An 8,669-nucleotide genomic window follows, 5' to 3' on the forward strand; every position below is an offset into this window, starting at 1 on the left:
GATGGCAGAGAGGTCACACCCGTTCCCATACCGAACACGGAAGTTAAGCTCTCTAGCGCCGATGGTAGTTGGGACCTTGTCCCTGTGAGAGTAGGACGTCGCCAAGCAACTTTAAGACGAGTCAGAATGACTCGTCTTTTTTGTATGCTTTCATACCTCTATCAATTGCATTTTTAACCCCTTCTAAATAAGAAAATCCATATTTTTCATCTGGCTCTAAGTAAGTTCCTTCCGCCCACTCATTCCATGCGTTAATAAATAAAAACTCGCTGTTATAAAAAGAGTAAGTACGATGAATTTGCTTGCTTAAATATATGGTGAACTTTTCAGGGGTAGAACCTACAAAGATGCTGCTATTTGCGTTTTTACGTCGTGCAGTATTATCCCAATCAACAAAAGCCCCGGGAAATGTTTTTTTCTTTGGGAGCGATCGTTGTAATATATACATCCATACTTTATCGTAGTCCCAAACATTTAATTGCATATCAGAATCATATATTACCTTATTTATGTCTGAAGAGCTATCATGGGCAATTGTATAGAAAGGTTCAAACTGAATGCTAGCATCGAATCCATTTATATTAGGTAGTGGAAAACTGTTTAATGTTTCAGCAAAGTATATGCCTTTTAAACCATTTTCTCGCGCTAATGCATTCCAGTAATTAAGCATTTTTTCACAATCAGGAATATGTCCTGGACGATAAATAATGAATAGAGGTTTATCATCTATATAAATATATCTCTCATCTTGGAAAGCCTGTAATAAATAATCAAAGTGTTCCTTCCAATCAGATATATCTCCGTAATCTTGAGGCATTAATATATGTTTATCGAGACCATCCCAAGATTTTGTCCATGGTTCATTTGCCCAAGAAAGACAAAAAGGGAAGTCAGGTTCCTTCATCTTTAGTACGTCATTAAAGGGGGTTTCTAATAGTCTTTTTCCCTTAAACCAATAATGATAATAACAAAAACCATATATACCGTATGCTTTAGCGATTTCTGCTTGCCACTTTCTTACGGAGGGGGTAGTTAAGTCATAATAAAAATCTTGATAAGGTTCCCTTGGTTGATAATGTCCTGAAAATAAAGGTCGTGCACTTTTAGTATTTGTCCATTCAGTAAATCCTTTCCCCCACCATCGATCATTTTCTTTAATTTGATGGAATTGTGGTAAGTAAAAAGCGATTATTTTCAAAGTATATCCCCCTCATGTTTTTCGTAGTTCAATTGTTGGGAAGTTATTCTTGATTTGGTGGAGCAATTTTAAAACAAGAGATATGTTAGCTGTTTACTGCTTTTTTATGGTATGTATTGAATTTGCTTTTACAGATTACTTAATAAGAGAGTATTAGGTAATTTGATATATAGCTGAAATAGAAAGTGCTTTTCGTCATGAAATTAAGTGTATTACGTTGAATAAAAGGAATTAAATTTTTTGAAGGACAAAGAGGGCTTGTGGTAATCGATTTACATCATCAAAAAAGTCTTGTAGCTTTAAATATTTCTCATAATGATTTTCAATATAAGTCCTAGGTATAACAGTTTCTCCGTAAAAACTACTATTTCTAACATCCCCTGCACCAGTAGCGCTGTGGACAAATTTTCCGTTTTCATAATCCGAGATGGCGCGATGTATATCTGGAAAAGCTTGAGATAAAGTTTTATGCCATCCTGTTTGAATTAATTCAGGATGTTCGTGGAATTGTTGACAAAAATCAAGAAAATAGCGCGCTTGTGTTGTTGCGATGAAAATTCCACCAGGGCGAAGAACTCTTGAAAATTCTTTTATCCAATTTTCAGCAGTTTCTTCGGATAAATGTGAGAATACAGAATAAGCGAATATGATATCTAATGAATTGTCACTAATAAATTCTACAGGGGGATGTGGGCTTGCTGTTTTATATATCCCTCTTCCTAGTGTTTCATTACAAAGTGTGATCATCGCAGGATCCACATCAATGCCAAGTAAATTTTGATCAGAGGCATCTTTAAATAAGAAGCGTATAATTCTTCCCCATCCGCAGCCGAAGTCTAAAACTTTACTTTCTTTATTCACGGGAACACCTAAATTCTGGGCGTATTCTTTTATATGGCTATAAAACAAATACGCTTCGTAAAGAGCATGTTCATAGGAAGCACCTACAAATTGTTTTTGAATTTCTTCAGGAGGAAACCTGGGTACGGGAACCCCATTTATCGTTGTTTGGGAACAACTTTGTATAAATAAATTTAGAAGTTCAACATCAGATAGTGAATTAACAAGATTATCAAAATCACTTCCTAACTTAAAGTTATTCATTTGTTAAACCTCCGAATTATATAGTGATTAAACTTTATTTTCTTGCTTTTTACTAATAAAAACATGTAAAAATTCAGCATCTAACCCGAGTGATCTATCCTTTTGTAAATAAACAATTGTATACATATTTGCGTGTGTATAAATATATTCAATCATATCTTGCCCCCAATCGAATGTTACTAAAGATCCGTTCTCATCAATAGGATTTCCATGATAAATGGGCTCTTCAATATATTCAATCCCCTCTTTATTCAATCTGGCTCTTTGCACAGTTTTTGTGAGTGTATGATACCAAGGGACAGTAAATACATGAGCCCCGCCAGGTTTTAATACTCGTTCTATTTCTTTAAAGGCTTTGTTTGGTGTCATTACATGCTCAAAAACGTCTTGAGTAATGAATAAATCAAACGATTCATTTTCAAAAGTCATGTCTTCTAAGTTCTCACATCTAATTCCTTGAAAGTATTGGCCAAGAGGATAGTTTTTAAAGTATTGAGAATATGTATAGTTTTTACAGTTTTTTAATAGTAGTTGAGTTGTAATTGCTCCAGGAGAGGATTCATGGATACTATAGGAATTCCATTTTGGAAAAAATGTGTGTAAAGCATGGATTAAAGCTCGCTGCCTTGGGATAGAGTTACATGTAGAACATAAATAATGATCTCTAAGCCAATCATTATGCTCTATAAATGTAGCTTTCTTTTCGCAAATAACGCAGTACCCATTATTGTGTTTCAAATTGATTTCCACACGACATCCCTCCTTTGTTACATGCAATGTATTTATGGAAAGTATGATACACGTTAACAATCGGCGAAATGAAAGAGAATGGGTGAAAGTTAGGTATCTTTTAAAAGTACAATTGGGCGAAGAGAATAATCAGTTGGAGAGAACCCGACTCGAATTAAAGTTTCACTTTATGCTATGCGATGCATTAGCTTTTATTCATAGAAAAATGTATAGACTTAAAATATCCCTTTCGTGTATGGGTATATTTCAAAGTCCTGTGCGTATATTTCTGTAACTAAATCTATAGTTTCTTTATCATAAAAGCTTTCGTATGTTGGAAATCGGGGAAAGTCTGTATCTGTAATGCTAAGTTCTGCATAGCTTCCTGCATAAATCATCTTGTGGGCGCGATGATGATCTGAATTTGTAAGAAGTGCTAAATTGGATTTTATCAAATCGTACGTGTGTTCTATTTTGGTGATTTGTGCATTAAAATCTTCTAAAGGAATATAACATTGGATGAAGCTTTCTTCACCAGGGATGTATTGCTGGCTAAAATGTATATCTATTGCTAGGGAATTGGAACCAAATGCCTGAACGTAATATAAAAATTGTTTAAATGATATTCCTTGATTACTATATTTGTCATTATAAAAATAATGACGAATACTTTCCCATTGTGGGCTAGCATATGGATTATCAGCAAGTAATAAAAATGAGCTGACAGCTCTTGTATAGGGATTTCGCACAAGTTTACAAACATCCTTTTTACCTTCTAGAAGACCATTTTGTAATTCTGGTATGTAATTTATATTGTTCTTATACACCCAGAACTCATAGTAATGAATAAAGTCATTGTATTTCTTTGCTTCAGTAAACAATCCAATTTGAAAAAAGAACCAATTAGCTAATGCGGTGCATCCGCTTCTATGACTCCAAAATAGTATAAGGGGAAAGTCTTTATGGTAATGCGGAATTCGATCTTTATGTAGAATTACATGATTTAAAAGTTCTTGATTTATATTTCTCATGAGTTTAGCACTCCTTTTTTGAGAACCTTGTGTATGTAGAAGTTTTTTTATGGGTTAAACAAGTGAGGATTGTTTATTAAATATATTCATGGGGATGAGTAAATATTATGATTGTTTTTGCAGTCAGCCTGAATAAGGAAGCTATTCTAAAATGAAAATAGAAAATAAAGATAATGAAAAATTATAATAAACATACAATGATAAGAGGATGAATAATAGAAATGATCAAGTCATTTGTTTATATTTTTAGGTTTGACGAAGGGGAAAATTTATACTAGAGAGATGATATTATGAGGAAGAATAATTATTTAATAGTAGGTGGAAATAGTTTCATTGGTATCAACCTCGCATTGGGTTTATTGAAACAGGGGCAAAATGTAAAAGTATTTTCCAGACATATAAATAATTTCCCTCAAAATATTATAAGTGAAGTTGAATTTATTAAAGGTGATTTAGAAAATGTTGAGGATATATATAAAGCTTTAGTGAATATAGATATTATTATTTATTTAGCTGCGACGTCTAACGTAGCAACTTCAATTGAAGATGTTTTCGGCGATATTAATAGTAGTCTATTTTTTCTTAATTTCATGGAAAGTGTTAAAGATTTTCGTATTAAAAAAATTATATTAGCTTCTTCGGGAGGCACAGTTTATGGTGAACCTGAATATTTGCCTATTGATGAGAAACATCCATTAAGACCACTTTCCCCGTATGGAATAACAAAAGTTTCGCTCGAGAATTATTTGTATTTTTATCAGAGAAAATATGGAATAGATTATGTTGTATGTAGATATTCTAATCCGTATGGAAAATACCAAAACCCCTTAAAAAAAGTTGGAGCGATAAATTGTTTTTTGTACCAGCATCTCAGTAATGAAAGGATTAATATATATGGGAATCCAGAGGAGATTATTAGAGATTATATTTATATCGATGATTTAGTTGAAATTACTATACAACTAGCACAATTAAATCAATTGAAATCTTGCGTATATAACATAGGGAGTGGCAAAGGTCTTTCTTTAAAACGAATTATTGTGGAACTAGAGAAAATAACAGAAAGAAAAGTGGACTTTATCTGTTATAAACAAAAACAAGAGAACGTTCAAAGAATCATTTTAAATATTGATAAGGTAAAACAAGAATTGAATTGGGAACCTAAAATAGATTTTAAAAATGGGATTAGATTAAATAAGCTATGGATTGAAGAGTTCTTATATAGTAAAAAATAATAAACCACACTCTACTTGTATGTAAGCAGAGCGTGGTTTATTATTTTACTTCTTTTTCTATTATCCAAAGGTCTTGATGTTCCCACCAAAATCCTTCAGTATACTTTTTGATGATTGGGTTATAGGGCAATAATTTAATTTTGTCACACACGTAAGAGGGACTAACTATCGTTTGTCCGTATTGATTCGCATCTAAATCGAATTGTTCACTAGAAGAGAGAAACCAATAGCCCTGTTCATTTAAATTTGGAAACCCAAAGTATTTTTTGCTTTGATAGCCATGGGTTGTGAGAATGAATAAACCGCCAGGTGAAACAGCGTTATACAATGTTTGCAGCCAACGAAACCAAGTTGTATCAGGCATATGAGAAAAAAAGGATAGACAAAAAACAATATCGTACGTAGAGGAGTCCAATTTTAACTGTTCGGGCTCAGGATGAGATAATATAGAAGGATTATTTAATTTGTTTTCAATAAAGGAAATGGCCTCTTCGTGTATATCGCAAGCGGTTATACTCAAATTCGCTTGTAGATTTAATAAATGACGTGTTACGCAACCGTATCCGGATGCAAACTCTAACAATTTGATTGGATTGCCTGTAGGAGGATAAAGGGAAGTGATTAAGTCTAAGAGTATTTGTGCTGAGTTTTGCCCGTCTTTAAAATAGTAATCTATCGCTTCTTTTTTTGATGGGAAAACGGGATTAGTGACAATGAACTGAAAGATATGATCCTCAGGATGGATACTTGCATTTACATTGTAGCTGTGTGCGATTTGAGAAATTAAATCTTTATGTTCCTCTATAAAATCTTTCAAAGAGTATTCCCCCTTAAATAATAGTATCGCCTTACAAGAGATATTGATGGCAGAGAAAGCATACGTTTAAATTTTTAAGTATGCTTTAAGATACTTTCTATATGTATACATTTTCATTTTAGAAATGTCGTCGATAGTAAAGCTTTCTTTAATGAAATTTTGCATTTGCACAACTTCATTGTAATGGGAGTATGAATCTTCTGTTCTTGTTACGCTATTTAAATGTCGTCTATGATAGTTTAGGGATGCTGGATTGAAGTAAATATCGCCCTCTGTAAGAAGAGAGACATAGAAGAACCAGTCACCAGCTATTTTGAACTTTTCTAACTGTTTTTCTGTTTTCTTCATATCTATATTTTTAAAAACTACACTCGAGACATTAGGTATAGTGTTTTTAATAAGTAACGTATCTTGTATTTCATCGACGCCTTTTCGAAAATAGGGTGCTTTCCATTTTTCTTTATCGATATCATTTGTGTAATTTAAATAATGATTAGCCAATACATTTCCTTGTTCGTCTATTTGTTTTGATTGTGTGTAGCTTAAGGTAATATTGTTATTTATATAAAACCCCTCTATCACCTCTTGTAAAAATGTCTTATCGCATAAGTCATCGGCCTCTGCGATCCAAATATAATCACCAGTTGCTACAGAGACTCCTTTTATCCATTGTTTAAATACAGAACCAGAGTTTTTATCATTAATAATCTGTTGAACCTTCATGTGGGTCTTATTTTCTTTTGAGAGCAGCTTTTTAAAAGTTGATACGCTATAATCGGTAGAGGCATCGTCTAAGAAAATTAGTTCGTAAAGAGGGTAGGTTTGGTTTAATATTGATTCGATTCGATCAGATAAGTATTTTTCATAATTATAGTTTGGTATGATTACGCTTATCTTTTTGTAATTATGTTCGAGAAGATCTAGTAATTGATAAATGTAATTAAGAAAATTGAAGTTTTTTTCGATAAGTTCTTGGCCGAAGCTTCCCTTTTGTAATCGTAATCCCTCATCATGAATAAATTCATATATTTTTTCTAGCATTTTGGGTAAATTTAAAAAGTCTACTAAGGCACCAGTTTTTTCTGTAACAACATCCTCAAAACCTCCAGCATTTTTAAACCCTATAACAGGAAGCTTTGCATCTAATGCTTCTAAAACAACATTTGGAAAAGGATCTTCCCTTGAAGTTAATAAGTATAAGTCAGCTCCGGCGTTATATAATCCGATATCGGGAGTAGGATCGACTAATGTGAAATGTGCTTTATATTTAGGGGGCAGTGTATTCAGGAATTGAACATCCGTTCTCCCTACCCAAATAAAATGAATATCCTTGTGAGTCTTTCTCACTGAGTAAGAGAGAAGTGAGAATAAATCTATTCCTTTTCGATAATCTGCGAAGCCTACACCCAAGATGATTTTGCTATCTAGAGGCAGGTTAAGCTTCTTACGTAATTCATTTCTAGCTTTTGCAATATTGTTCTTATAAGGATTGTGGTTAAACAAACCTTGAGGGAGAATATGACATTTTTGAGGATCCAATTCAGTGATTGTACGAAATTTTTCATATACGTATTGTGAAGGGAAGACAACTTTGTAAGCAAATTCAGCGATGTTTTTAGCTTTCCCTTCAGCAGAGTACTGTTGTATTAAATGCGGTAATTCATGTATTAATGAAACGACTTTTATATTGTGTCTAGCTAGTAATGCGACGATATCGCCACTTATGACAGTGCTACATATGGCGAGGGTAAAATCCTGTGATAATAAATCCTTTATTAATGATTCAACCTTTTCTTCTGTTTGATAATCTTGCTCGAGACAATAAACAGGACCGTACTTTTGGAAATCGGGAATTAAAATACCTGATCCAATAGAAATAATTGCAACAGAGTAATCAAAGTTTTCTTTAAGAGCCTTAATAGTATGTAAAGAAAGTAACTGTGCTCCGTGGAAATGGGCATCATGGGATACATAAATTATCTTTTTATTAACATGCATTTCATAACGCCTCCTAAGTTTATTAGATTTCTTTTTCTTTTTGTTGATTTAGTAAAGGTAAAGAAGAGAAATGTTTTATATATAATCCCCTAGAGGTGAGCAGAAGGGGGACGTACCAAAAGGAAAAATATTATCCTTAATATATATTTACTTGGTCTCAAATTCATTCTTTAGAAAAGTATTAGTATTGAGTTAGGGAGTGTAAGCTGCAGATTGTTAATTTGAATACATAAGTTTAAGAAAATCTAAGGATGTGTTAGAAAGTAAGAGAGGGCAAAGCTTTGATAATTTATAAAATAAAAAAGATAAAAAGTATTGACGATTGATCTATAGAGGTGTAATATAGGACAAGTCGCCGATGACATTAACGTCGCAAGCGACAAACGAAATGAAAAACTTAGTTGACATTAACAAACGAAGATGTTAACATAAGGAAGTCGCAAATGAGCGGCCAAGTAGTTCTTTGAAAACTGAACGAAACAAACAACGTGAAACGTCAATTTTTATTTTTAGATGCTAGACAAACTAACTTTATTGGAGAGTTTGATCCTGGCTCA

The 8,669-nt window shown here is 33.0% G+C and carries 7 protein-coding genes and 1 rRNA gene; 2 read left to right on the forward strand and 6 right to left on the reverse strand.

Annotated features, from left to right (window positions below):
- A 5S ribosomal RNA gene (rrf, locus tag MR170_RS28885) occupies nucleotides 1-107 on the forward strand; the annotation flags it as partial.
- A gap of 14 nt (nucleotides 108-121) precedes the next feature.
- Here the strand turns inward: rrf and MR170_RS28890 are convergent.
- From MR170_RS28890 to MR170_RS28905, 4 genes are all read right to left on the reverse strand, one after another.
- Nucleotides 122-1,198, reverse strand: a complete 1,077-nt coding sequence (locus MR170_RS28890) for a glycosyltransferase WbsX family protein (protein ID WP_048565099.1) — start codon at nucleotides 1,196-1,198, stop codon at nucleotides 122-124.
- 231 nt (nucleotides 1,199-1,429) lie between these two features.
- Complete coding sequence (locus MR170_RS28895; RefSeq protein WP_050842425.1) at nucleotides 1,430-2,302, reverse strand: class I SAM-dependent methyltransferase; 873 nt, start codon at nucleotides 2,300-2,302, stop codon at nucleotides 1,430-1,432.
- Nucleotides 2,303-2,329: 27 nt separating this feature from the next.
- Nucleotides 2,330-3,052 (reverse strand): class I SAM-dependent methyltransferase, encoded by a 723-nt coding sequence (locus MR170_RS28900; protein ID WP_050842426.1) that lies wholly within the window; start codon nucleotides 3,050-3,052, stop codon nucleotides 2,330-2,332.
- Between the two features lie 215 nt (nucleotides 3,053-3,267).
- Complete coding sequence (locus tag MR170_RS28905; RefSeq protein ID WP_098630178.1) at nucleotides 3,268-4,062, reverse strand: sulfotransferase family 2 domain-containing protein; 795 nt, start codon at nucleotides 4,060-4,062, stop codon at nucleotides 3,268-3,270.
- 290 nt (nucleotides 4,063-4,352) lie between these two features.
- On the opposite strand from MR170_RS28905, the gene MR170_RS28910 reads away from it, so the two are divergent.
- Nucleotides 4,353-5,297 carry an NAD-dependent epimerase/dehydratase family protein gene (locus MR170_RS28910; RefSeq protein WP_043938603.1) on the forward strand — a complete coding sequence of 315 codons (945 nt, stop codon included), beginning with the start codon at nucleotides 4,353-4,355 and terminating at the stop codon, nucleotides 5,295-5,297.
- A gap of 40 nt (nucleotides 5,298-5,337) precedes the next feature.
- Here the strand turns inward: MR170_RS28910 and MR170_RS28915 are convergent, their stop codons facing one another.
- Entirely contained in the window at nucleotides 5,338-6,114 is a 777-nt protein-coding gene (locus MR170_RS28915) for a class I SAM-dependent methyltransferase (protein ID WP_242310371.1), read from the reverse strand.
- Nucleotides 6,115-6,180: 66 nt separating this feature from the next.
- Nucleotides 6,181-8,112: a glycosyltransferase gene (locus MR170_RS28920; protein ID WP_242310373.1), complete on the reverse strand. Its 1,932-nt coding sequence runs from the start codon at nucleotides 8,110-8,112 to the stop codon at nucleotides 6,181-6,183.
- Nucleotides 8,113-8,669 lie beyond the last annotated feature (557 nt).

The organism is Bacillus cereus group sp. BfR-BA-01524, assembly GCF_022662595.1.
In the GTDB taxonomy this organism is placed as follows: Bacteria; Bacillota; Bacilli; order Bacillales; family Bacillaceae_G; genus Bacillus_A; species Bacillus_A thuringiensis_S.